Origin of the sequence: Sphaerochaeta sp., assembly GCF_050256055.1 — a bacterium.
Classification (GTDB): Bacteria; Spirochaetota; Spirochaetia; order Sphaerochaetales; family Sphaerochaetaceae; genus Sphaerochaeta.
Map to the genome: position 1 here is coordinate 28,882 of NZ_JBFWIJ010000023.1, position 21,995 is coordinate 50,876.

24 protein-coding genes and 1 other RNA gene are annotated in these 21,995 nt (G+C 50.3%); 7 read left to right on the forward strand and 18 right to left on the reverse strand.

All coding sequences use genetic code 11. The annotated features are described in order from the left end of the window. Window positions 1-33: 33 nt before the first annotated feature. The 10 genes from trxB to AB7C91_RS09930 form a co-directional block, all read right to left on the reverse strand. Window positions 34-972, reverse strand: coding sequence for a thioredoxin-disulfide reductase (gene trxB, locus AB7C91_RS09885; protein ID WP_332447954.1), 939 nt, complete (start codon window positions 970-972; stop codon window positions 34-36). Then, entirely contained in the window at window positions 969-1,673 is a 705-nt protein-coding gene (gene tsaB / locus AB7C91_RS09890; protein ID WP_428591075.1) for a tRNA (adenosine(37)-N6)-threonylcarbamoyltransferase complex dimerization subunit type 1 TsaB, read from the reverse strand. Before tsaB ends, trxB begins: the two co-directional genes overlap by 4 nt. Beyond that, window positions 1,670-2,089 (reverse strand): tRNA (adenosine(37)-N6)-threonylcarbamoyltransferase complex ATPase subunit type 1 TsaE, encoded by a 420-nt coding sequence (gene tsaE / locus AB7C91_RS09895; protein ID WP_332446394.1) that lies wholly within the window; start codon window positions 2,087-2,089, stop codon window positions 1,670-1,672. Before tsaE ends, tsaB begins: the two co-directional genes overlap by 4 nt. Next, complete coding sequence (locus AB7C91_RS09900) at window positions 2,086-3,345, reverse strand: tetratricopeptide repeat protein (protein ID WP_332446393.1); 1,260 nt, start codon at window positions 3,343-3,345, stop codon at window positions 2,086-2,088. Before AB7C91_RS09900 ends, tsaE begins: the two co-directional genes overlap by 4 nt. 24 nt (window positions 3,346-3,369) lie before the next feature. Further along, window positions 3,370-3,560, reverse strand: a non-coding RNA gene (ssrS, locus tag AB7C91_RS09905) — 6S RNA. 134 nt (window positions 3,561-3,694) lie between these two features. Then, window positions 3,695-4,051 carry a hypothetical protein gene (locus AB7C91_RS09910; RefSeq protein WP_332446392.1) on the reverse strand — a complete coding sequence of 119 codons (357 nt, stop codon included), beginning with the start codon at window positions 4,049-4,051 and terminating at the stop codon, window positions 3,695-3,697. Between the two features lie 41 nt (window positions 4,052-4,092). Then, the gene (gene rplT / locus AB7C91_RS09915; RefSeq protein ID WP_332446391.1) at window positions 4,093-4,452 is read right to left on the reverse strand and encodes a 50S ribosomal protein L20; all 360 of its coding nucleotides are present in this window, start codon (window positions 4,450-4,452) and stop codon (window positions 4,093-4,095) included. Between the two features lie 12 nt (window positions 4,453-4,464). Then, entirely contained in the window at window positions 4,465-4,662 is a 198-nt protein-coding gene (gene rpmI, locus AB7C91_RS09920) for a 50S ribosomal protein L35 (RefSeq protein ID WP_332446390.1), read from the reverse strand. An 82-nt stretch (window positions 4,663-4,744) separates the two neighbouring features. Next, entirely contained in the window at window positions 4,745-5,299 is a 555-nt protein-coding gene (gene infC, locus AB7C91_RS09925) for a translation initiation factor IF-3 (protein ID WP_332446389.1), read from the reverse strand. 173 nt (window positions 5,300-5,472) lie between these two features. Further along, window positions 5,473-6,465, reverse strand: coding sequence for a class II fructose-bisphosphate aldolase (locus AB7C91_RS09930; protein ID WP_332446388.1), 993 nt, complete (start codon window positions 6,463-6,465; stop codon window positions 5,473-5,475). 115 nt (window positions 6,466-6,580) lie between these two features. On the opposite strand from AB7C91_RS09930, the gene AB7C91_RS09935 reads away from it, so the two are divergent. Beyond that, the gene (locus AB7C91_RS09935; RefSeq protein WP_332446387.1) at window positions 6,581-7,375 is read left to right on the forward strand and encodes a hypothetical protein; all 795 of its coding nucleotides are present in this window, start codon (window positions 6,581-6,583) and stop codon (window positions 7,373-7,375) included. On the opposite strand, the gene AB7C91_RS09940 is transcribed toward AB7C91_RS09935, so the two are convergent. Next, window positions 7,362-8,153, reverse strand: coding sequence for a TatD family hydrolase (locus AB7C91_RS09940; RefSeq protein ID WP_332446386.1), 792 nt, complete (start codon window positions 8,151-8,153; stop codon window positions 7,362-7,364). The two genes, AB7C91_RS09935 and AB7C91_RS09940, sit on opposite strands and share 14 nt — an antisense overlap. 105 nt (window positions 8,154-8,258) lie before the next feature. Here AB7C91_RS09940 and AB7C91_RS09945 point away from each other — a divergent pair, with 105 nt between their 5' ends. Then, window positions 8,259-8,747 carry a flavodoxin family protein gene (locus AB7C91_RS09945; protein WP_332446385.1) on the forward strand — a complete coding sequence of 163 codons (489 nt, stop codon included), beginning with the start codon at window positions 8,259-8,261 and terminating at the stop codon, window positions 8,745-8,747. Window position 8,748: 1 nt separating this feature from the next. Then, window positions 8,749-10,602, forward strand: coding sequence for an FAD-dependent oxidoreductase (locus tag AB7C91_RS09950; RefSeq protein ID WP_332446384.1), 1,854 nt, complete (start codon window positions 8,749-8,751; stop codon window positions 10,600-10,602). A gap of 23 nt (window positions 10,603-10,625) precedes the next feature. On the opposite strand, the gene AB7C91_RS09955 is transcribed toward AB7C91_RS09950, so the two are convergent. Further along, entirely contained in the window at window positions 10,626-11,654 is a 1,029-nt protein-coding gene (locus tag AB7C91_RS09955) for an acyltransferase domain-containing protein (RefSeq protein ID WP_428591084.1), read from the reverse strand. A gap of 81 nt (window positions 11,655-11,735) precedes the next feature. Between AB7C91_RS09955 and AB7C91_RS09960 the strand changes: the two genes are divergently transcribed. From AB7C91_RS09960 to AB7C91_RS09975, 4 genes are read left to right on the forward strand one after another with little or no spacing between them, the layout of a single operon-like run. Next, window positions 11,736-12,395, forward strand: a complete 660-nt coding sequence (locus AB7C91_RS09960; RefSeq protein ID WP_332446382.1) for an ABC transporter permease — start codon at window positions 11,736-11,738, stop codon at window positions 12,393-12,395. Then, on the forward strand, window positions 12,388-13,275 hold the full coding sequence (locus AB7C91_RS09965; RefSeq protein ID WP_428591087.1) for a glycine betaine ABC transporter substrate-binding protein: 888 nt from the start codon (window positions 12,388-12,390) through the stop codon (window positions 13,273-13,275). The genes AB7C91_RS09960 and AB7C91_RS09965 overlap by 8 nt, the downstream gene beginning before the upstream one ends. Then, on the forward strand, window positions 13,275-14,120 hold the full coding sequence (locus tag AB7C91_RS09970; protein ID WP_428591090.1) for an ATP-binding cassette domain-containing protein: 846 nt from the start codon (window positions 13,275-13,277) through the stop codon (window positions 14,118-14,120). Before AB7C91_RS09965 ends, AB7C91_RS09970 begins: the two co-directional genes overlap by 1 nt. Before the next feature lie 35 nt (window positions 14,121-14,155). Next, the gene (locus tag AB7C91_RS09975) at window positions 14,156-14,716 is read left to right on the forward strand and encodes a DUF4256 domain-containing protein (protein ID WP_428591093.1); all 561 of its coding nucleotides are present in this window, start codon (window positions 14,156-14,158) and stop codon (window positions 14,714-14,716) included. 81 nt (window positions 14,717-14,797) lie between these two features. On the opposite strand, the gene AB7C91_RS09980 is transcribed toward AB7C91_RS09975, so the two are convergent. The 6 genes from AB7C91_RS09980 to AB7C91_RS10005 form a co-directional block, all read right to left on the reverse strand. Continuing rightward, window positions 14,798-16,192 (reverse strand): EAL domain-containing protein, encoded by a 1,395-nt coding sequence (locus AB7C91_RS09980; protein WP_332446378.1) that lies wholly within the window; start codon window positions 16,190-16,192, stop codon window positions 14,798-14,800. Between the two features lie 152 nt (window positions 16,193-16,344). Continuing rightward, complete coding sequence (locus tag AB7C91_RS09985; protein WP_332446377.1) at window positions 16,345-17,406, reverse strand: rod shape-determining protein; 1,062 nt, start codon at window positions 17,404-17,406, stop codon at window positions 16,345-16,347. A 12-nt stretch (window positions 17,407-17,418) separates the two neighbouring features. Further along, a complete protein-coding gene (locus AB7C91_RS09990) occupies window positions 17,419-18,447 on the reverse strand; it encodes a rod shape-determining protein (protein ID WP_332446376.1) in 1,029 nt (342 codons plus the stop codon). A 12-nt stretch (window positions 18,448-18,459) separates the two neighbouring features. Next, window positions 18,460-19,485: a rod shape-determining protein gene (locus AB7C91_RS09995; protein ID WP_428591098.1), complete on the reverse strand. Its 1,026-nt coding sequence runs from the start codon at window positions 19,483-19,485 to the stop codon at window positions 18,460-18,462. Between the two features lie 806 nt (window positions 19,486-20,291). After that, window positions 20,292-21,314 (reverse strand): SPFH domain-containing protein, encoded by a 1,023-nt coding sequence (locus tag AB7C91_RS10000; protein WP_428591101.1) that lies wholly within the window; start codon window positions 21,312-21,314, stop codon window positions 20,292-20,294. A 3-nt stretch (window positions 21,315-21,317) separates the two neighbouring features. After that, window positions 21,318-21,743 carry an NfeD family protein gene (locus AB7C91_RS10005; RefSeq protein ID WP_332446373.1) on the reverse strand — a complete coding sequence of 142 codons (426 nt, stop codon included), beginning with the start codon at window positions 21,741-21,743 and terminating at the stop codon, window positions 21,318-21,320. Window positions 21,744-21,995 lie beyond the last annotated feature (252 nt).

A 21,995-nucleotide genomic window follows, 5' to 3' on the forward strand; every position in this document is an offset into this window, starting at 1 on the left:
TAAATGTGTGATATATGAGTCGGCAAAGCCTATTTAGCGGTATGCTCTTCCCTCAAGTTCGTCAATGTACTCACTGGCACAATGGGCTGCCACAGCTCCGTCACTGGCGGCAGTCACCAGCTGTCTGAAGACTGTGGTCCTGACATCGCCTGCGGCATACAAGCCCGTAATGGATGTTTCCATACGTTCATTGGTGATGACATATCCACTTTCATCCAGTACTTGCTTGTCAAGCAGATCGGTTTGGGGAATCATACCGACAAAAATGAAAACGGCATCGAAAATCCGCTCATATTCCTTATTCTGGGCCAGGTCCTTGAGGATGACGGAGGTCACCTTCGTACCATCTCCCTTGATCTCAAGTACCGTATGTTGCATGACCAGCTCAATGTTCTTGTTGTGCTTGACCTGTTCGGAGAGATTGTCCTGGGCTCTGAAACGGTCCTTTCGGTGCACGATGGTGATGTGCTCGCTGAGCTTTGAAAGGTAGATGGCATCGGTGAGGGCGGTGTCGCCGCCACCTACGACAAGGATGTTCTTTCCCTTGAAGAACGGACCGTCACAGGTTCCACAATACGAGACGCCTTTCCCGTTGTATTTCGCTTCGCCCTCGACGCCAAGGTGCCGGTGTTGTGCACCGGTGGCATAGATGACCGCCTTTGCTTGATAGGTCTCCCCATCTGCAGTTTCTGCGGTGAAGGTATCTCCCTCCTTTTTCAAGGAAGTCACCGTTGCATACACCAGCTTGGCACCGAAAGCCTCAGCCTGTGCCTGAAATTTCATGCCGATTTCGTACCCGCTGATCGGCTTGTCGAAGCCGGGGTAGTTCTCGATCATATCGATGTACATGGTCTGTCCGCCGGGAGCTATCGACTCCAGCAGGGTTACAGAGCGACCAGCACGTGCTGCGTATTGGGCTGCGGACATTCCGGCAACCCCTGATCCAATGATCAGGATATCTTGTTCAATCATGTATGTTCCTCCATTGCATGGATAGTTTGTTGCAAGGCAATCTCCGCATCGCTCTTTCGCACATACACCGGCCCCTTGCCGATGTCATCGGCACCTTGGCTTAGGTACTGCTCTTGTGCAAGTCTACACAAGATAGGTCCGAGATTCAGGCTTCCTGGTGCGTCCACCCGAACGTGTAGGGAAGGGGAGAGCCGATGCGCAAGCAAAGAGGCATCGGGTCCGGTAAGCAGTACCTCGTCATATCTGGACAGCAATGCTTCCAACTGCGGTAGTTCAGCATCAAGGTCTGGGGTTACTCGTCGGCCGTCAACGAACAATGCTGCATAGAATCGTTGTTTTTTTGCATCAATGACCGAGAGAACCGCAGAAGAGAGCTGGTCGACGCAGTGATAATAGGCCTCCAAGGTTGGAATGGAAACCAACGGGATGCCGGTTGCAACACTGATGCCCTTGAGCGTGCTCATGGAAATCCTCAGACCGGTGAATGAACCGGGCCCGCTGCTGCAGGCAAGCAGGTCAAGATCCTTGAGCGTGATCTTGTTGGTATCACACAGCTGGAGAATCCTCGGCATCAACTGTTCGGAATGCTGATTCGCCAGTGTGACAATGCTTGCCTCGAAGAACGGTTTCTTTCCTGCTTCCAGGGATGCATAACAGAGATGCAGCATCTCGGTTGAGGTATCGCAAGCGAGAACTCTCATAGGTCCAGTCCTTCAATGGTTATGGTGCGGTCTTGATTCGGCATAATCCTAATATCAACAAAAATTGTTGCATCGGGAAGCATCTGCGCAATTTTTTCACTCCATTCGATCAACGTAACCCCATCACTGTAGAGAAATTCCTCGCCCCCGATCATTTCGAATTCATCCGGACCCTCGATCCGATACAAATCCATGTGATACAGAGGAAGGGTCCCCGCATATTCTTGGATCAACGTGAACGTCGGACTGACAATTTGTTCATCAATCCCCAACGCTTTGGCAAGGCCTTTTGCCAATACGGTTTTCCCTGCACCCAGGCTCCCTCGAAGTGAAATGACCGTTCCTCTGGCACAGCGTTTTCCCAGCTCGTAGCCTACGTTTCGGGTTTCTTCCTCGCTGTGACTGGTGAATGTCATCTGACCGAGTCCTCCTCCGTATAGGATGATTCAAGCTCGTCGGTATCTTCCTTACCTTGAATGGCGAACGGTTTTTCTTCCCTTGCTTGGCTGAACACATCCTCTGAATCCACATATTCCTGTACGATGGGCGAGGCGAGGGTGTCTCCGCTTTGCCTCTGATAATCTTCCATCAAACGGATGATAAGCGGATCATTCGGATCAAGATTACGGGCCAACTCCAGATATTCGCGGGCTTCATCCCATTCCTGATCCTGCAGATGCAGGTATGCGAGATTGGAAAGGAGGGTAAGGTTCTCACCATCAAGGTCTACTGCAGTGTTCAAGTACATTTTCGCCAAATCGCGCTTTCCTGTCTCCAGACTGCACAAGGCAAGTTCATTGTAGATGTCGCTGGTTCCCTTGCAATTGGCCAAGGCCGCCAGCAGAGCTGTTTCAGCCTCTGCAAAGTTTTGCAGTCGACGCAATGCCCATCCTTTCAGAAACCATGCATTCCAGACCGAAGGGTTTTGCGAGAGGAACTGGTCCAGCAGGTCGAGCGCCTCCTCTTCTTTGTTCATCTGGATGGCGTCGTATGCTTGCATCAATGATCGGTCATCGGACAGTTTCGATTCGATATCGTTCATGATCCGTTGCACATGTTCACGTTTTTCATCAGGTTGGGCGATGTCCAGATATCGGCTGAGGTATTCTCGGGCAATTTCGACATTGCCTTGATAGAGGTGAAAGAACCCGAGCTCAGAGAGGAGTTGGGCATCCTCGCCGACGACATCCAGTCCTTCCTTCAAGGTTTCCAGCGCTTTTTGCTGATACAAATCGTATGCTGCACCCTTGCTGGCATCCTTGGCTGCCATCCTGTTGTACAAGGTGGCAAGGTTGATGTAGGTGGCGCTTTGGGGGCTCAAATGGCATACAGCCAAAAACAATTCTTCGGCAAACGTGAGATTCTCTTTTTGCTGTTGGGCAATCGCCGCAATATTCAGTTCTTTCACGGCATCGGGTTGGACCGCAAGGACAAACGCACGATAATAGGGTGCATGGGGGTGGTCATTGTGGTAGGCGATGATTTTCAACATGCCTGATACAATCAGTTCCAACGATATTTCCCCGGCATTTTCGAGACTCGTGCGGCCATCAGGTAGTTGCACGGGGATCTGAATGGAGCTGTCGATATGAAACCCATTGATCTCCCGTTCCATCGAAGCGGGTAAAGTGATGAAGAGAATGTTCTTCAGTTCGTCGCGGTGTTCTGTCATGGATGTTGTATTCCTGTATGCAAGAGAAAACCTGCGGTGCCGTACCCGGAGAATGCTCTTGAACCTGTGGTTCAAGGGGGTTACCAGTTCAGCTGAAAATTCTGTTCCATTCAACCCCGGAAGGGAGTTGGATCAATGCAAATCAGCTATGCCGTAACCCAAATGTGTATGTTGAGCCAAGAGACTGTGGCTCCAGGCGCACACCGCAGGAAACTTGTCAAATATCGAAGGCAGCTTGCTGCCTACCTACATGGTACAATAAGAAAGACCTTTGGGAAAGGGGGTTCGGGAAAAAGAAACGGGACCCGAAGGCCCCGTCCATGGACAGCAATCCTGTACAGTATTTCGTCTACAGGGTGGGAGAATCCTCAAGCAATGCATCCAGGTCGACTTCCTCATTGGAGAGGGCGTCGCCACTGGTAAAGCCATCGGCAGCCTCCAACTCGAGTGCAGCGTCATCCAACAGAGGAACATCATCCAGCCCTTCGATAGTCGAAAGGTTCTCCATAGCATTTGCAATGCTTTCCTCAATGAGCTTGTTGCTGGTTGTGAAACTCTCAACATACTCTTCGAGCTCAGCGTTGTGTGCATGTACCAGATCGAACTTTTCTTGCAGCTCTGCCTTCTCCTTGCGAAGCATGGCGATCAAGCCTGCAGCCTTTCTTGTCCGCAGTTCCAGCATTTTTACGGTATCAACGACTGACATGGTTCCTCCTTATGGATGGTTGTACAGGCAGCACCTTGGATTTACTGGGCCAAGGTACCTTTTACTTGAGATACGAGAGCAGAGAAAGCAGCCTTATCCTCAATAGCCATATTGGAGAGGGCCTTTCTGTTGATCTCGATGTTCGAAAGTTTCAGACCATGCATGAACTGAGAGTAATTGAGTCCCTCGGCCTGCACGGCTGCATTGATTCTTGCAATCCAGAGCTTGCGGAAGTCCCGCTTGCGCTCCTTACGACCGCGATATGCATACTGGCCAGCCTTTGCAACAGCGTCTTTTGCCACGCGGTTGTTCGTGCTTCTCCGGCCATAATAGCCTTTTGCCAGCTCAAGAATCTTCTTTCTTCTGTCCTTGTGTTTCGTTCCGTCTACTGCTCTTGGCATATCCCACCCCCCTTACGCGTACGGAAGCATGCTTTTGGCTCTTTTTGCTTCCATATCATCGAGGATTCCAGTAGCACGCAAGTTGCCCTTGCGCTTACTGCTCTTCTTGGTGAGAATGTGGCGGAGGCCCTGCTTTTTATAGCGGACTTTGCCAGTTCCGGTAACGTGGAACCGCTTCGCAGCGGACCTTCTTGTTTTCATCTTGGGCATTGTAGTGCACCTTCCAATTTCGCGCTCTCAAGGAACAAGATCCCCTTGGAGCAGCATATTCAACATCCCATGCGGGATACTGTTACTGATTGTCCTTCTTGGCCGGAGGAGCAACGTTCTTGGCCGGACTGATGATCATACTCATCATCTTTCCTTCCATCAACGCATCTCGGTCAAGGTTGTAGCCTACACCATTTTCCGTAAGCTGGGCAAGTATCTTGTCCAGAACCACTTTCCCCAGTTCAGTGTGGGCTAGTTCACGGCCACGGAAGCGGATGCTGACCTTGACCTTATTGCCTTCGGCAAGGAAGTCGCCGATGAACTTCGACTTAGTTTCAAGATCATGCTTCTCGATCTTCGGCTGCATCCGGATTTCTTTCATCTTGATGACAGTCTGGTTTTTCTTGGCATCCCGTAGTCGCTTTTCTTGCTCATACCGGTACTTTCCAAAGTCGAGGATCTTACAGACGGGAGGGTTCGCGTTTGGGGACACCTCCACCAAATCCAATCCTACACTCTCTGCAAGCATGACAGCGTCATATACGCTCATGATGCCCTTTTGATTGCCCTCGGCATCAATGACGAACACTTCCCTCGCACGGATCTGTCTATTGATCCTCAAATCCTTTGTAGCCAATCGAACTCCTTGTGTTTTCGGTGAAAACCACTATGCATGAACATTAGCCCACCTAAAAGGCAGACGCCAAACAATATATCATAAGGATTGGGGAGTGTCAAAGTACCGCCCCCCAAGGCAATGAAAAATGGCCACCGGTTTTTCGGCGGCCATGTGTAGCAGTTTGCGGTGCATTATGCCTGATTTGCAGAACCGAGTACATTGATATTCTTGTGCATGTACATCTTTTTCAGCTCTTCACGGGCGGGGCCGAGGTACTTGCGCGGATCGAATTCACCGGGCTTCTCCGCAAGGGTCTTGCGGATTACGGCGGTCATCGCAAGTCTGCCGTCACTGTCGATGTTGATTTTACAGACGGCACTCTTGGCGGCTTTACGCAGCTGCTCTTCGGGAATTCCAACACTGTCCTTGAGCTTTCCACCGTATGCGAGGATCATATTCACATATTCCACCGGAACGGAGGATGAACCATGGAGGACGATGGGGAATCCAGGAAGCTGCTTCTCGATTTCCTCAAGGATGTCGAAGCGGAGCGGAGGAGGAATGAGGATACCGTCGGCATTGCGGGTGCACTGTGCAGGTTCGAACTTGTTCGCCCCATGGCTGGTGCCGATGGAGATGGCGAGGGAGTCGACCCCGGTGCGGGAGACGAAGTCCACCACTTCCTCGGGTTTGGTGTAATGGCTCTTCGCAGCACTGACTTCATCCTCAATGCCAGCGAGAACACCCAGCTCACCTTCGACCGTTACATCGTGGGCATGGGCATATTCCACTACTTTCTTGGTGACTGCAATATTTTCTTCATACGGAAGATGGGAGCCGTCGATCATGACCGAAGAGAAACCATTGTCAATGCATTCCTTGCAAGTCTCGAAGGAGTCGCCATGATCAAGGTGCAGAACGATGGGAATTGCATATCCGAGTTCCTTTGCATATTCTCCGGCGCCGCGGGCCATGTTTCTGAGAAGGTTGATGTTTGCATAATCGCGTGCACCTTTGGAAACCTGGAGGATCACCGGGCTCTTGGTTGCCACACAAGCTTGGATAATTGCCTGCAACTGCTCCATATTATTGAAATTATAGGCAGGAATGGCATAACCGCCCTTGACTGCTTTTGCGAACATTTCTCTGGTGTTTACCAGACCGAGTTCCTTATAGGATGTCATAGGTTGCTCCTTATCTAATCGATTCGATTCAAATGTATCTAATCTCAGAAAACAGGTCAACCTGTATACAGCCGTTTCTTGACCTCATGCCGACACCACTCTATATTCATGAATCATGAGAGTACGCAGTATGCCCATCATCGTGGTTTCCCTGCTCTGCATAGCCTTGTTTGCCGGATATGCATTGCTTCCGGGGGTGACCATGCTCGGTGATGCGTGGTATGAACAGACTGTGGTTGCATGCAACCAACCTCGGCTTGCATGGACCGCCCTCAGTCATGGATATCGTTTTTCCTTCAGACGCGTTCCCTTGGATTTTCCGTCGATTCTTCAGAGCTTGCAGAATTGTTCCCCAAGGACTCGGTTTGTCATTGCATCCCCGTTGGTGACCCAGATACTGTCCAGCCGAAAGGATCCTCCTGTCTTTTCCTTCAAAGTGGTCGGTATGTGGGCGAGCGAAGATGACAATGCGTGGTTTTCCCAGGTTTTTTCCCCTCCGGACAAGAGTGCATGGATAAAGCTTGCAAAGGCAAGCCAAAAGCTTGGACAACTGGGCATATGGGCCGGAGACAAGGAGATCAAGTCGTTGGCATCGGACATTCCTTCCGACCTGGTGTTTGCCAAGCGCGCGGAGGAAGATGACCAAGCCTTTTCCCAACGGATGGAGGCTGTGCTGCAAAGCCGTACAATACTCACCATCTACGCCCCGGAACCGGGACCCTGGATGGTGCAGATACTTCGTGATCAAACTTTGAGATGGGTCGTAGAAGCTGCATATCTGCCGTTGATACCCGATTCCCAGGTGAAGGCAGTGGTGGTTGACGACCTTTCCGGTGCGCTTTCAGCGTTGCTTTCCGCAAAGATGAACGAACAGCCCATCCCGCTTTGTCAACGAGTCATCGACCGTTGAGAAAACGATGAAAATTTTCGGAAATATGGAGCTGCAATGCTGCTTCATCCATTCTCCTGAGCTGGGCGGCAAACGCATAGATGTATTGCATATTCAACGGAGTATTCATTTTTCCCCGTACCGGATTTGGACTGAGGTACGGGCTGTCGGTCTCCAACAGCAGGTGATCGAGGGGCAAAACGGAAAAAAGTTCCTGCATTGCCGTATTTGCCCGATAGGTAAGTGGTCCTGCAAACGAGAGATAGAATCCTTTCTCGACAGCCAGAAATGCCAGTTCCTTCGATCCTTGGAAGCAGTGGAACAAACCCGGGATGGGAAAGGCATGTCGCCCAAGTACATCCATGAATTGCGCATCGGCTTCCCGATTATGGAAGATGACCGGCTTGTGCAATGCTTGCGCAAGGTCGATCTGTTGTTCCAACAATTCCTCCTGAAGTGCCTTCGTCCCATAGTTCCAATGGTTGTCCAAACCGATTTCTCCGATGGCAGCAACCGGATATGATTGGATTTGGGAGTGTAAATGCTCAAGTTGTTCTGTGATCGGTTTGTTTCCCTCTGCAACACCCCATGGCCCTATTCCTGCACTCAGACGGATGAATGGATGCTCCTTTGTCAAAAAGTAGCGTTGGGCAAGATCCTCTGCATCGGTTCCGATGTCCAGCCCTTCCATGCCCAGTTCTTGCATCTGGTCAAGCAGGGAGGGGAGTTCGACGCCTTTGCGTGCAATGGAAAGCAAATGAAAGTGTGAATCTATCCTGTGCGGTTGTGTTGGTTGCATACCCACTGTTATACACAAGGCATTTTTTTCTTGCAAGGGAGGTTGCCTGGCGGTGGCAGGCGCTCAGACTGCGTGCTACACTCGATACAAGAAGGAGCTACATCCATGAAACGTATTCTCATCTACTATTCCTTGGAGGGACATACCCGTTTTGTTGCCCGTCGGGTTGCTGGACACCTGGGGTGCGACCTTTTTGCATTGGAAACCGTTAAACCCTATCCATCTTCAGGATTCATGAAATTCTTCATCGCCGGTCGGGATGCAATGTTTCATTGGAAAGTCGCGTTGCAGCAACCGCTTCCCGACTTATCCGCATATGACCAAGTGCTGTTGGCCACCCCGGTTTGGGCTGAGACGGTTTCCAGTCCCCTCTATTCCTACGTGAAACGGACCGATTTCACCGGCAAGGATCTCTATTTGGTGGCTACCTGCAGTGGCGGACCGACCAAGAAATGCTTTGCAACGATCAAACGGAATGTGCACGATGCGCACGTAAAGGGTGAAATCTCCTTCGTCAATGCGAGTGAGGAGCAATGGAAGGATGAGGAGGCATTGGTCGAATTCTGTCGATCGATCCAAGAGTCCGGGAGCTGAGATGAAAGATTTTGATGTTCTGGTGATTGGTGCCGGATTGTCCGGCTTGAGTAGTGCGGCATTGCTGGCCAAACGTTCTGTCAAAGTCGCTTTGGTCGACAAGGCTTCCTGCCCGGGAGGCAGCTGCGGCGCTTTCAAGCGAGAGGATGCCTTCTTTGACCAAGGTTCGTCGATGCTGTTCGGTTGGGGGCTGAAGGGGTTCAACGCCCATCGATTCCTGTTCAATTGTCTTGAACAGGAGATCGATATCATCGAGCACGAACAACTCTATGCGGTACGATACCAAGGAAAGACGATACGCTTTCTGCGGGACATCCAGGCTTTCATCGAGGAGCTGATGCAGTTGTTTCCCGATCAACGGGAACAACTGAAGCGGTTTTATCAGGATATGGAGCGCCTTTACACCCATGTCATGATTGAACATCCTTCCTACACCACAGCTGATGAGGTGGATCGGAAAGCTGCCCTGAAGGCTCTGTTGCATCATCCGCTGTCCTATATTCGATTCCTGTCCATGCTTAATCACAGTGCAAAGGAATTGCTTGACGGCTACTTTACCAATCCGGCCATTTTTGATTTCTTCGACAAATTGACCTCCACCTACAGTTACACCACGGTTGCCGAATCACCGGCCATCCTCTCCTCGGTCATGTTCGTGGACAACCACATCGGAGGAAGCTATTATCCTGCAGGATCCTCTCTGATGCTTCCCGGCAAGCTTGAAAAGGTGGTGGAGGAAAACGGCGGTACCATGATCGCCGGAGCCGAGGTGGTTTCCATCCTCTTTGCGGACGGAAAACCGAACGGAGTCCTGCTTTCCGACGGGAGAAAACTCTTTTCCGACCAATTGATCTATAGTGGGACGGTCTGGAACCTCTATGGCAAACTCATCGATCCAGCTTGGAGCACGGAAGCGAGACGCTCGTGGGCGGCTGGCCAGGTTCCCACCTATCCGAGTGTCGTCCTCTATGCATTGGTTGATGCAAAGGCCATCGATGAAAAGGCTCTTCCGGTGGAGATGCTGGTGGGTAATCCTTCTGCAATTGATGAGCAGGAGGTGACGGTCTATATTCCCAGTCTGGATGATCATACCCTCTGTGAACCGGGCAGGGAAGTGGTGATTGCTATCGGTCCTTCCTTTGTCGATTGGACGAATTTGGACGAGGAAGCATACCAAAAACAAAAGCAAGCCGAGGCACAGAGGATGTTGTCCTACCTTGCAACCCGCTTTACCTCCATCACCGAGCATGTGGTCTATCAGGAATTGGCAAGTCCCAGGACCATCGAACGATATACCATGAAGAACAACGGAGCCGTTGCCGGCCCGAAGCAAATGTTGGGACAGCATATGTTCAAGCGGCTGCATATCCGGACTGAATGGGATACTTTGTTCTGCTGCGGGGAGTCGACGATCATGGGTACCGGGACCCCTACGGTTACCACCAGCGGCATAGCTGCAGCCAATGCAGTGCTGAAAGCCAGGGGATTGGAAACCTTCACTTATGACCCGAAGCGAGCTGAATACGTGCATCTGTTCTCCCCACCGTATACATATGAACAGCTGTACCGCGATTCGGAAGGTGAACGGAAAACCGTTCAGCAGGCAGCCCGGCAGTGCCTGCTTTGTGAGCATCCTGCATGTTGCGCCGGCACCGACTGGGATGTACCTGCGATCATGCGCCGGGTCATGGTCGGCAATTGGGTGGGAGCGCAACGCTTGGTCCGCATTCCGACCGTGCAGACATATCAAGAGATGGAAGCACATTGCATCGGGAAAACACCCGTCTCGATTGGACGAATATGTCGGTATCTCTCTGCATGCGAAAGAGCCCTTCATTCGCCTCAATCCCTCTGATGCCATGGATTTCACGAACGGTCTTATTCCTGGTAGAGATATCCTCCCATCGTTCTGAACACAGAGCCTTGCTGTAGAGCAGCCTGTACATTGCGTTGCAAGCTTGTTTTGGCAGGAAAGGCAGGAACATCCTCCGCTTTCAGATTGAAGGCGAATACCCGTTCAAAAATCTGGGCTGTAGTGAAGGGGACGGGGAACTTGGAGAAGCGTTGCATGAAAAGTACCAAGTTGCTCCGTTTTGCAGCAACAAGGGAAAGGCTTGGATCGAGCAACCATGAATTGCAGGCAAAAATGCGATGTGCAGGGAAGACTTTCCTTGCCTGCAGCAAAGACGATTCCACCACGGATTCCGACAATTTTTCTCCGGCACTGATGTGAATGTGCAACGCATCGGTATTCGTATCCGCCAGCAATGCAAGATCTTGCATCGCCCATCGGGAAGGGGTGCGGTCTATACTTCCGCTTTCCGGATCCACCTCATGGGCGATGAGATGGGTGTCGCGTTCCTCCAATCGGGTCTTCCATCCGGAAGGAGCGAGGAACCCTTGTGTGTTGCAGATTAATCCCTGCTGCGCCACCAACACCTTTTTCCGGCCATACCGGTATAACCGATACGGGTAGGAGAAGGGCTTCGGTTCAAATTGCAGACGTCCCAATTTGAGCAACCCGGCGACCAGATGGCGGCTGATCCAATGCAGTTGGGTCAACCCCACTTCCCCGGAGTGGGTATTTGCATACTGTTCCGTCCAGACGGCGATATCGCCCAGCGTATCCCACATGATGTTCGGCTCGATCTGCTTTTTTTCGTATACCGTTGTAATGGCAGGAGCGCATGCGTCGATGAGTACCAATGGATAACGGGGGCCGAACATCCCCATTCCTTGGGAAAGGACTACAGTGATGCGATGTACATTTTCTCCTGCAATGGCCAGTCGCAGCTCATTGACAAGTTCGGTATGGATTTGCGTACGGGCGAAGGACCGTCCGGCTTTGCGGATCGTCTCTTTTTGCTGTTCGGTCAATCCTATCGCTTCGAGGAAATCTTTCTCCATACGAAAAGCATGGAAGGTGTCCTGCTTTCCGTCAAGCTTTTTTCTAGAATCCTGCTTGGGTTGGTGGTATCATCTTGGTATATGTTCCTACGAATCCTGCAATTGTATCAGGCGAGAAGTCTCTTCTTCTGGGAATTGTTCGTCCAACATGTGATGATCACCCTTCTGTGCGTTTCGCTGATCACCCTCATCGGGTTGATTTTGGGGATTCTGATGACCCGAAATCCTTTGCTTGCAACCCTGGTCCTCAGAATAACCAGTTTTCTGTATACCATCCCTTCCATCGCCTTGTTCGGAATCCTCGTTTCGATTTCCGGCATCGGACTGAAAAGTGCCGTCATCGCCATTGTCCTGTATGGTTTGCTGCCCATGGTCCGCAGTACCTATACCGGGCTGCGGCAAGTGCCTTCGGAGGTACTGGAGGCTGCCGAGGCAATGGGAACAACCGGTTGGCAATTGTTGTGGGGCATACGATTCCCGCTGGCACTTCCGGTTATCTTCAATGGGTTCAGGACCATGGTTGTCATGACCATAGCCCTGGGGGGCATCGCCTCCTTTATCGGTGCCGGTGGTATGGGACGGGCCATCTGGCGGGGTATCTCCACCAATTTCCCGGAAATGACCATTGCCGGAAGTTTGTTGATCGCCTTGCTCGCAATCGTCTCGGATCTATTGCTCGAAATGTTGGAACGTGTATTGAGAATCAGGTTTCTGGGAGAGGAGGAAAACGGACATGCCTAAGCGTTTTGGATGGCTTGCCATCGTATGTGTGGTTGCCCTTCTGGGGATCGGCTGCAAGAAGGAACAGGATGTGATCGTCATCGCCAGCAAACCGGTGACCGAGCAGTTCATTTTGGCAGAGATGTTGACGTATCTGGTGGAAGCGCATACCGACCTTTCCGTTCGACAGACGCTGGGAATCGGGGGAGGTACGAGCAATATCCATCCGGCCTTGCTCAAGGGGGATATCGATATGTACCCCGAGTATACCGGTACCGGCTGGTTGTTCGTGCTCAAACAGGCTCCCATCCATGATGCACAAAGCTTGTACCAGAAGGTCAAGCAGGCGTATCAGGAACAGCTCGATCTTACCTGGTCTGGTCTGTATGGGTTCAATAATACCTACCGAATCGCCGTTTCCCGGCAGGCGGCCGAACGCTATCAGCTGAAGACGACCAGCGATCTTGTCCGGGTCAGCGATCAACTGGTGTTTGCCGCCAATCCCGATTTTCTGGAGCGGGATGATGGGTATCCTGGTTTGGTTAAGGCATACGGTCTTTCCTTCAAGGCAGTGAAGGAAATTGATATCGGGTTGCGCTATGAGGCCATCACGAGCGGCGATGTGGACGTCATCACCGTATTTTCCACCGATGCCCGTCTGAAGACTGAACCAGTGGTGGTGCTGGACGATGACTTGTCGTATTTCACCAACTACCATGCGGCTACCGTCATCCGAAGTGAAACGTTGCGGAACCATACTGAATTGAAAGCAGTGCTTGAAATGCTTACCGCTAGGATCTCCGATGAGGATATGATCGGTATGAACTATCAGGTGGAGATTGAAAAACAGGATCCCAAGGCTGTTGCGAAGGAGTTCTTGACCAAGAAGGGCTTGCTTTGATGGAGTATGCGATCGAATTCGAACACATCAGCAAATCCTATACGGCTGAAGAGGTGGTCCTTAGGGATATCAATCTGTCCATACGGGAGGGCGAGTTTGTCGTCCTGCTTGGTCAGTCGGGGTGTGGGAAGACCACGTTGCTCAAGATGGTAAACAAGCTGATAGGCTTCGATACCGGCTATCTCAGGGTGCAGGGTAGAAAACTCAGCGATTGGGATGTTGAGGTGCTTCGCCGCTCGATCGGGTATGCCATCCAACAGGTCGGCCTGTTCCCTCATCTCCGCATTTGGGAGAACATCAGTTACGTACTCAAACTCCAAGGAGTTCCCAAGGAACAACGTATAGATCGTTCCGCCCAGTTGCTCTCCCTCGTCGATTTGAAACCGGAATATCTGATGCGCTATCCCCGACAACTCAGCGGAGGGCAGAAGCAGCGAGTGGGGGTGGCCAGAGCCTTGGCTGCAAATCCTTCCATCCTGTTGATGGACGAACCATTTGCCGCGGTGGATGAGCAGACCCGGCTCCAGTTGCAGGAACAACTGCTGGGCATCCATCGCAAGTTCGGTCAGACGGTTCTTTTCGTTACCCATGACATCCATGAGGCGTTCCGTCTGGCAAACCGCATTGTATTGATTTCCGAAGGGAAAATCATGCAGGATGGCACCAAGGAGGAATTGGTTTTTCATCCAGCACACCCCTTTGTGCGGACCTTCCTCGGTTTGAAAGGATTTTCCGCCCTGTTCGACGAAAAGGTGCTATCTTCCTTGTATGCACAAGTCCAGGCAGGTCAGCTTTCATTCGGACAGTGTATTGATTCACTTTCCAATCTCTCAAAGGCAAGATGATCGGCAGAATCCAGTCACCGGAGGTTTTCGGAACCATGAAACAAATGATGCATGACAAAGAAGAACGTGAACGGTTGCTTACCGTGTTGCAGACACGGTTTTTCGCACAGATACAGCGGCATGCCGATCTTGCCTGGGAACCGATTGCCCGACGCTTGGAGTCGTCAGAATCCAAGCTCGATGCTCTATTCGCCATGGAAGCGACGGGAGGCGAACCCGATGTGATTGGATATGACCAAGAAAAGGATGCCTATCTCTTCTGTGATTGCGCACCGGAAAGTCCAGTCGAGAGGAGAAGCCTCTGTTATGACCGAGCGGGATTGGAATCAAGAAAATCCTATCCTCCGCGAAGCAGTGCCTGTGATGAAGCAGCAGCGATGGGTGTCGAGTTGCTGCATGAGCAAGAGTATCTTCTGCTACAGACCAAGGGCGCGTTCGATTGCAAGTCCTCCAGCTGGATTGCAACACCCGATTCAATCCGACGGCAGGGTGGGGCGCTCTATGGGGATCGACACTACGACCGGGTATTCATCTACCACAATGGGGCACAGTCCTATTATGCGTCTCGCGGCTTCAGATCTATGTTGTGGGTGTGAACGGACGGGAAGCTGGGGAGCGATTCTTGTGTATTGTATGAGGATGTCGCCATCTGGATCATAGAGAAGGTGGCCTGAACGTCATCCAAGCGATGAATCGAGATATAAACCCTGCTGGTATTTTTTCATGAATATGCCGAAGGTTGGTTCGGGAATCGGTGGAGTAAAATAATTGCCTTGAACATATTCACAATCCAAGGCGATGGCCGTATCCATCACTTGCTTTGATTCAATCCCTTTTGCCAGTACTTCAATCCCCAAGGTGCTTGCCGTTTCCTTGAGCGCTGTGTATACGGTGCGCAAGGGAAGCTCATATGTGGAGAAATCAAACTTGATGGTGTCAAAATCCGCACAGAGAAGTGCATGGAGATCAAAGGATGTCTCGTGGAACACATCCAAGGAAATGCGGAACTGTTTTTCCCGCAATGCTTGGATGGTTTGTGCTGATTGGGGAAGACTCAAGGCGGTGTCCTTGACGTCCAACTCAATTTGGCACGGATTCAGACCATGATTGGCGGTAAGTTCTTCTAAAAACGTGCAGAATGATGGAGTCAGGCTTTCATCACTTACATTCACGACGATCCTGAAGGAGTAGGGAATGATGCGCAAGAGCATGTAGCTTCGGATGATGCTGAACGTTTTTTGGATGATGATCGTGTCAATCTGCGCGAGATGCTGCAACTCGCTCGCGATGTCCTTGAAGATGGAGGCGCTCAGCACCCGAAAACCTCCCAGCTGCCATCTTCCAAGGCTTTCCACCCCGATGACTTCAAATGACTTGGAGTCGATGATCGGTTGGAAGAATGGATTGAACTCATTGCTCCAAGTAGGGGAGAGAAAGCCTTGCTTGCATTCATCGATATCGAGTTTCCGAGCCCTGATTCGTTCATCGGCAACCAGGAGCTTGCACTGTTTCGCTTTTGCCTGCATTGCAGTGTAATAGGCCAGATCCATCAGCTGTTCCAGACTCTCCATCCGATAGCGGATTCCTGATGCTGCACATCCTATGACTTGGGAGAACTGCGGGGGAGTATCAGAGGCAGGGGCCTGGAGAATGCGTGCAATCCTCTCGGAAATCGTTTGGGCGACAATCGTCTGGTATTCGGTCTTTTCAGCATCATGGGTGCAAAGAGAGGCGGGAAATTCCCTCAGGACGGCGAATGAGTCGCTTCCCACCACCTGGACATTGGAGGTGCCGAAATAGTGATCCAGTTCCGTCTTGATTCGGCCGTGGATGGTTTCAAGGCTTTGTTGATTGACGCAGGATGAAAAGAGTCCTTTTGATTGCAATGTGATGTAGAGGCAGAAATGGTCCTCCAGCCTCGCCTGCGTAGTCTCAAATCGTGAGAAGAATGTAGCCTTTCGTATATGGTTCCGCTGGGCAAGGTGTGATGTTCCGACTATGAGCACCAGCCCTATACCGATGAAGAGGGGAAAGTTCGTCATTCTCCACGCATCGGGCAGAAATGCAATCATGCACAAACCCAGCAAAGCGATACTGTATATGTAGTTTCGGTTCACGACGTTACCTCGTTTCGATTGATGCTGCTGATTTTGGAAGAGGGCCTTTCTTCCCAAGCGATGAAAGGAAAGAAAGGCCCGTTTGGAAACAATTCAGACTGAAGCGGTTAGTCGGTGGGTTTTACAAAATAGCTGCCGCGGTTCTTCAGCAGGAGTTTTGTTCCATCCACCACTGCAGTCAACGGACGTTTGGAAATGTAGAAGTCCATCCCAACACGCTTGTGCAGAAATTCATCCACGCCATCGATCAAGGCTCCGCCGCCGCTGATGTAGATGCCGTTTACGATGATGTCGGACGAAAGTTCCGGCGGGGTATTCTGCAGGACCTTCAGAACCATGGTTGCGATGGATTCAAACGGCTTGACCAGTACGTCCCGGATTTCGGTTTCCGTGACCGTGATTTTCTTCGGCAATCCGGTTACCACGTCTCGTCCACTTGCCCAGGTCTCACGGGGATTCTCGATGGTCTCGTGCAGGGATCCGATTTCCATCTTGATTCGTTCTGCGGTTTTCTTGCCGATCAAGAGTCCATGAACGTACTGCATATGGTTCATGATTTCGTTGTCGAAATAATTGCCCGCGATCCTGTTCGATTCCGAGACAACGATATCCCCCAGGGACAACACTCCGATATCGGTGGATCCTCCGCCGATGTCGATGATCATCGAACCGTTGCTGCTGAAGATATCCAAGCCAGAGCCGATGGCCCCTGCTTTCACTTCCTGCTCGATGAATACTTCTTTCACCCCAAGCTTGTTGCCCAGGTCCATGAAGGAATCGCGTTCAAGCTGGGTTACTTCAGAAGGACAGCAGAGCAGCAATGTTGATGCGGAAATATCGATGTGGATATTCTCCACTTTGTGCAGGGACATTTCAATGAGTTTCTTTGTCGCCTCTATGTCGGAGATGACCCCCTGGTTCAGCGGACTGACAATTTTGATGCCATGGTGCCCTTTGCCGATCATATTGGCGGCCATGGTTCCGGTCGCGATGACCTCGTTGGTCTCATAGTCGAAGGCGATGACGGAAGGTTCGTTCGTGATGATTCCTTCCCCCTCGACGTAGACCAGGATATTGGCGGTTCCCAAGTCGATGCCGATATTCTTTCCCAAGGTAGCGCTATTTTCTTTCTCTTTGTCTTTCTCTTGTTTGCGAATGCTTAGTGCCATGATGCTCATCTCCTACAGTTGAAGCGGATTCACCAGATAATCTCCGCGGTTCTTGAGTAAATACTTCGTGCCTTCAGCCACACAGGTAAGCGGATTTTGGACCACTCGCACAGGAACTTGGATACGCTTCTGTACGAATTCCTCAATCCCTCGGATCAACGAGCAGCCTCCGGTGAGCAGGATTCCATGCTTGTAGATATCAGCTGACAACTCAGGGGGCGTGTCCTTGAGCACCGCGGCGATGAGTTTGACGATTTCCTCGAATACCGGATTGAGGACCGTCTGAACTTCCTGGGTTGAGAGCATGACCCACTTGGGAATGCCTTTCACCATATCCCGTCCGGCGTATTTGTTAACCACCGATTTTGCATTCTCGTGCAGATCACCCAATTCGATTTTCATCCGTTCGCTTGTCAATTCTCCGATTTCCACACTCTGGGTTTTCTTCACGTATTTACAGATTTCATCATCCATGAAGCTGCCGGCTTTTCGGATGGTACGAGAGATGACGATATCGCCGAAGGAAATGACCCCCACATCCGTGGTGCCTCCGCCGATGTCGACGACCATCACCCCTTTTGACTTGAAGATGTCCACTCCGGAACCAAGGGCTCCTGATTTGATCTCCTCTTCGATGAATACGTCGGTTATGTTCATTTTCGCAGCCAGGTCGACCATGACATCCCGTTCTATCTTCGTCACCTCCGAAGGACAGCAGATCACACACGTGATCTTCGACAGGTTTTTCTCCGTAAGGTTTTCAATCTTGCCCAGTACGTAGGTAAGCAGGGCTTTTGCGGCTCGCATGTCGGAGATGACCCCATTTCGAAGTGGTTTCACCACTGCTATTTTGGAATGTACTTTTCCCAACATTTTATGGGCATCCTCACCGGCGGCAACGATTTTGCCAGATTCCCGGTCAAATGCAATTACCGAAGGCTCATTGAAAATGATCCCTTTTTTCTCAAGGAATACCAGAAGATTGGCTGTTCCCAAGTCAATTCCCAGACCATGATTATCGTTCACGATTGCTGCACTCATTGTTAAACCTTCCTATACTTCGCTATAAAAATGTTTGTTCGTCATCTTGAGCATTTTTTTACATCCATCGATTACCGCGGTGAGGGGGACCTCAGAGAGATACACCGGGATATGGGCGATCTCGGCAAAGTATTCCTTGATGCCGGGAATCTGTGAGCATCCACCGGTAAGCAGAATGCCTGAATCCACCAGATCACCTGCGAGTTCAGGAGGGGTTTCCTCCAAGGTTGCAAGCAATACCGCTTTGATCGGTTCGAAACAGTTCAGCAAAACTTCCCGGATTTCCTCCGTGTTCAACAGGGCTTGGCGAGGAAGACCACTGACCAAATCCCGGCCCATGGCCTGGAAGATCAAGGGGTTGCCTTCTTCGTCGGAAGGAAGGGGACCAGTCAAGGAAGCAAGGGCGATTTTAATCTTTTCGGCGGTTTGGTTGCCGATTTCCAGTTTGTGTACGGTCTTGACGTGATCGATAACCTGTCTGTCGAAGAAATCACCGGCGACCTTGATGGATTTGGAGAGGACCACTTCCCCGAGGGAAAGGATTCCGAAGTCGGTAGTACCGCCACCGATGTCAATGACCATGTGCCCGCGTGGAGCGAAGATGTCGATCCCGGAACCCATGGCTGCAGCTTTGATTTCTTCCTCAATCTCTGTGTTCTGTATGCCCAGTCCATGGCCAAGTTCCACGATGGCCTCTTTTTCCGTATTGGTGATTTCGGAGGGTATGCAGATCAACAGTTTGTTGATGGATGCCAAGTTGGACAGGAATATCTTATCCAAGGTGAACAAGAGGATTTCCCGAATCAGTTGGATGTCCGAGATCACCCCACCTTGCATTGGTCTTGCAACTTCGACTTTGTTGTGGGTTTTGCCATCCAATTTGGCAGCCTCATTCCCTACCGAGACCACATTGCCGGTTGCCTTGTCGATTGCAATGATTGACGGTTCATTGAACAGGGTTCCTTGACCTTCGACATAAATGAGAAGGTTTGAGGTTCCGAGATCGACACCCACGGATAAGTTCGATTTTTCCTTCATCGTGTTCTACCTCCAGAGAAATGACAGAGATTTCTAGAGTTGGCATCCTCTCTAGATGAATAACCTGAGTATTCAGATGTATTCGTTTTGTAACCATTTCCAAATCAAAATTGTTTGATTTTTCCGGTTCAGTTAAGCATGCCCCAAATCAGCTGTCAATCAAAAAGTTACACATTTTTTCTTATATTGAAAGGACTTATCGCATATGACAATGACTATGTCTGAACTGATTTTTCTTAAAATTAGGACACGTGACAAGTCTTTCTGACGGATAAGTTGATCCAAGTGCCTATATACTAGTATTTTAGAATTGTGCATATGTTTTATCTGGTGGGGAATATGTATGACAAGTGGCACAAGAATTTGCAGGAGTTGAGAATAAACTTTATATTTTAGCATAAAAACTGATAAAAAGAGGTTGTTTTGAAGTTCATGCCTGTAAGATTATGCCTACTTCTTTCATAAGACGTGAGTAGCCTTCATGTAGTGTTCTAGGCAAATTAGGGTATCCGTTTCTGGTATGAACATGAGGGTGCTCCGTATATGTATCTTGTACACCATACATAAAATACAATAAATATACTCAGTACAAAGTTGGGATTTACGTACAAAAAGCATGCAAGATTGGGTATGAGCTCAAGAGGGTTAAATATAGTGAATTTGTAGGAAATTATTGAGTCTGTGGGAAGAAGTGTCCCTTGTCATACCAATGCCGGACGCACGGTTTTTAGTGCTGCAACACAAAAAGGGCGGCCGTTTGCTCTGGCCGCCCCACTGATGCATGGAGGGGAAATCCCTTGATCCCTTCATTCCTTGGAAACGGATTTCGGGATTGCATCCCGCATCGATAGCAGTTCTTGTATCCCTTTGATTGAACCGAACAATCCTGCCAATTCCGTGGGAAGGAAAATTTTCTGGCTCGATCCATTGGCGATATCCTTGGCAATTTCATTCTGGGACCGAAGCACCTCGGTCATCAGCAGGTTGTTGGCTCCTTCCTGCTCTGCATAGACCTTTCGTACTGCATCCAAGCCGACAGCTTTGGCGAGTTGGACCAGCCTGATTGACTCGGCTTCTCCTTCAGCGAGCAGGATCTTCTCCGATTTAATCGCCTCGGCCTTCATGATTCGTGACTCGGCTTCGCCCTGCGCATTGAGGATAAGGCTCTGCTTGTTCCCTTCCGCTTCCAGGATTGCAGCCTGCTTCTTCCCTTCTGCAATCGTAACTTCCTGACGACGGGTACGTTCGGCACGCATCTGCCGTTCCATATCTTCTTTCAGATCGCTCGGAGGCACGATGTCCTGGATTTCCACCCTCAGTATCTTCACTCCCCATTTGTCGGTGGCTTCATCAAGGATTCCCCGCAGTTTTTGGTTGATGGTATCCCTCGAGGAAAGGCTGGTGTCGAGATCCATTTCTCCAAACACATTACGCATGGTCGTTCGTGAAAGCTCGCGGATGGCCATGATGAGATCGCTGATCTCATATAACGCTTTATGGGGTTCTATGATCTGATAAAATATGAGCGTATCGACGGTAAGGTTGATGTTGTCACGGGTGATGACCGATTGCGATGGGATGTCATACACTTGTTCCCGTAGATCCACACAGTACGGAGAAAGGCCTTCTTGTTTGTAATTCAGGTGTTTGACTACACGTTTCTTATCAAGAAAGGGAATGATGAAATTGATGCCTGATTCCAGGGTCCGGACATAACGTCCCAGCCGTTCAATGATTATGGCCTGGCCTTGGGGAACCTGCTTGATGCCTTTGAGCACAATGAGTACCACGAAAAGAGTGATTGCAATCAAAATGTAATATTCTTCCATGACTTACCTCTGTTCCACTACAAGTTTCACCCCTTCAACACGAAGGACACGCACTTGCATGCCCACGGGGATGATCGCTCCGGTATCGGAAAGGGCCGACCAAATTTCGCTATGGACCCGTACCTTTCCGGTGGCATGTACGCCATCAACGGTTTCGGTGATGACACCCTGTTCCCCGATGAGGGCCGCTGTATTGGTATCCGTTCGGTTCTTACCGCTAAATTTGCCTACAAATATCCGTCGGACAAATACAGTAAGCAAAAGGAGTGCAAGGGTGAAGGTGCTCAGGACGACAGCGAAAGGTGCATGGAAGTATGCCGGTATTGCTGCGATGATGAACGAAACCCCGAACCACATGATGATGAATCCAGGAGTTATGATTTCCAGAATCATCAAGACTATTCCCAGTACCACAAATACCCACCACATGTTGCATACCTCCTGACGAATCTATGCTGAAGGGCTGGAAAACACTTTCATTGTCACAGTAAAACGGGGTATATGGTCTGTCAATGTCGGTATGGTTCATATTCGTGAGCTATGCAGTGATTTTTTGAACAGGGAGGTTTTTGGTTGTGCAATCACGCCTGTCAGAAAAACAACAAAAAAAATAGGAAATGAGTATGTGGATTCATCTCATTTCCTATTACCTGTCTTTGTAGTGTTTATGCCGAAAACGGG